This window comes from Yersinia pekkanenii, assembly GCF_001152565.1.
In the GTDB taxonomy this organism is placed as follows: Bacteria; Pseudomonadota; Gammaproteobacteria; order Enterobacterales; family Enterobacteriaceae; genus Yersinia; species Yersinia pekkanenii.
In genome coordinates this window covers 1-2,414 of record NZ_CQAZ01000136.1, presented here as the reverse complement: position 1 = coordinate 2,414, position 2,414 = coordinate 1, and the positions used below count along the sequence as shown (strand labels likewise).

The following is a 2,414-nucleotide window of genomic DNA, read 5'->3' as shown; positions in this document are numbered from 1 at the left end:
ATAATGCCGTAATCTGACCCAACCTTATCCCACTCGCTCAGATTTTTATAAAACTCGGGGTCGTTATAGCCTCGGCGTAACTGCTCCGCTTCTTTCCCCCTGTTTAACCCTAAAAAATGTGCAACTGAAATACTGTCTATACCATTAGTGACGACATCGGTGACACCTTCTATCCCGTCTTTAACTGAACCATCTGACAGGATCGCACTATAAAACTTATTCTGGCCGCGCTGTTTTAATCCATCCCATGCAGCGCTCACCTCGGCTATGTTACGGTCTAATTCGGTGAGTTGCTGATTCAATGCCGGATCTACCGTTAAGCCGAGTGTATCTGATTTTGTCAGTAGCTCTTTGTACCTGACACCCTCTCGCATTAATGTCAAAAGGTTGGCATCCAGCCCTAAAGCATCAGCCAATGTTTTTTGAGTTTGCGGGGAGAGTTTAGGGAATATCTTGGCAACGTTATCCAGCGTCTTGTAGACATCTGCTGTGCCATCTTTGAGGCGTTCAATGACGATCCCGTTTTGAGCCAGCAACGCCTGTGTGGTGTCATTACGCGCCCACAAGGGGTCATTAAACGTCTTGTATAGCCCCTCAACAGATTGACGGGCAGCGGCGCTATCCACCCCCAATATCTGCATCGCACCGCTGACCCGACTAAACTCATCAACGGACATCCCGGCATTTTTGGCCGCAACATCAAGCGAATAGGCTGAATCAGCGGCGGCGCTTAACCCCTGAGCCGCTTTGAAACCGATATAACCTACCGCGCCAAGCGCCCCAAAGCTGAGTGCCTTGCTGCCAATTTCCCCCACCATTTTCAGAGGTGGCACCAAATCACCCACAAACTGCACACCTTCACGCGCAAACTGCCCCATTCCCTTTAGGCGAGCATTGAGGTCGTCAATACCTTCAACTGATCCCTGCCCTCCTAATTTAAGTCCATCGCGGGTTTTATCCAGATCAGGAATGAGATTTTTAACCGCCTCTTCGATACGCTGAATGGAGGCCGACGCCTGATCGGTTGCGGTCAGTTCAAAATCAAATGCATTACCCATTTTTGCCTGCCTTAACCTTGTTAATTCTGACCGCCTGCTGATACCACCACTGCAATCGGCTATAGGTCAGGGACCAAGCCTCCCCCGGTCCCCAACCATAGTAATAGGTCACATCCGCTAGTTCGTTACCCCACTCTCCGGCGGCGGGGAGTAGGCTAAAAAACTCATCATGTAGACCTCACAGGCTTTATAGTCGGTGAATGCCATTTTTTTGATGGCTTCACGCGGCACATTCGACACCAGAGAAATGAGCAATCCCATCGCGCTGAGTGAGCCAGACTTGGCTTGTTCGTCATAGAACTGCTGAACCTGAATCAATACCGGCTCACTGAGTTCGATGGCCTCATAGGTGGTTTTAGTGGCTTCATGGCTGATGGCTTTAACGAGGGGGATTGTTTTAGTGCGTTCCAGTTCAGACATCTTAGTTCTCCGTCACCGAGACCGAGCCACCTTCCCAGCGAATATCTGCCGTTGCCTCGGTACTGTCCACTTCCTGAGTATTTACCGACCACATACCACTGCCGATAATCGTTTTGCCATTTGCCAGCTCACAGACAATATTGACATTAGTCTGATCGTTAAAATCACTGATTGACGTGCCGCCACTGTCACGGATTTGGCAGGAGATAAACGGCGCGTTAAAGGTTTCCTTATAACCATGTACCCCATCCATCCCTGTGAGCGTTTCACGTTTGAACTTTGAGGGGCTGTATTTGAATTGCCCCGCCACCATGATGGTCAGGCCGTCAACCGTGACATACGCTGTCCCGGCGAGGCGGTTGGATGTATCACCCATGATAATGAATCCTTATGCTGATGCCTGTAGGCGGAATTGGTTGAGAACGGCAAAGATGCGTAACTGATTGATCAGGACACCCGTCCACAGCACATCAACGCGATTCGGGTTGCTGGCGCTCTTTTCGACAATCAATCCCTTGGCAAACCCTTTGGCATCCTGCACATAGCCGTTAAATTCCAACGTCTGGTACTGGGCGATCAACTCGGCGCGGATCACGTTCGGGGTGATAATCGCCGAGCCGGGAGCAAAGCGGGTGCCATCGGCCGCCAGCTTCATACGGGCAAACTTCGATGTCACCTGAGTGCGCAGGAATCGGGTGACGAACATCAGCAGGAATAAGGTTTCAATCTGCAAATAGCTGTCATCTTCCGCCCCATACTTGTTCTTTTGGTAGGTGGTGATGATGTTTTCTACCTGTACCGTGCCATCGTCGGCAGTGGTGACCGTTGATATCCCGCTGTGCAGCAGGTTATTACGCTCGGTCAGGGTAAAGCGGCTGGCGAGCGGTGGAGCCAGTACGCCACTGATCGCCAAGGTTTGCAGAGGACGTCCGGGGT

At 51.0% G+C, this 2,414-nt stretch carries 3 protein-coding genes and 1 pseudogene; all 4 read right to left on the bottom strand.

Annotated elements, in window-relative coordinates; translation table 11 throughout:
- Positions 1-1,058 (bottom strand): annotated as a pseudogene (locus tag AEP37_RS23270) (hypothetical protein); the annotation flags it as partial.
- 117 nt (positions 1,059-1,175) lie between these two features.
- The gene (locus AEP37_RS23265) at positions 1,176-1,478 is read right to left on the bottom strand and encodes a phage tail assembly protein (protein WP_049615552.1); all 303 of its coding nucleotides are present in this window, start codon (positions 1,476-1,478) and stop codon (positions 1,176-1,178) included.
- Between the two features lies 1 nt (position 1,479).
- Positions 1,480-1,854: a phage tail tube protein gene (locus AEP37_RS23260; RefSeq protein ID WP_049615551.1), complete on the bottom strand. Its 375-nt coding sequence runs from the start codon at positions 1,852-1,854 to the stop codon at positions 1,480-1,482.
- A gap of 12 nt (positions 1,855-1,866) precedes the next feature.
- Positions 1,867-2,414: phage tail sheath C-terminal domain-containing protein (locus AEP37_RS23255; protein ID WP_049615550.1), on the bottom strand; the 548-nt coding region annotated here is incomplete at its 5' end.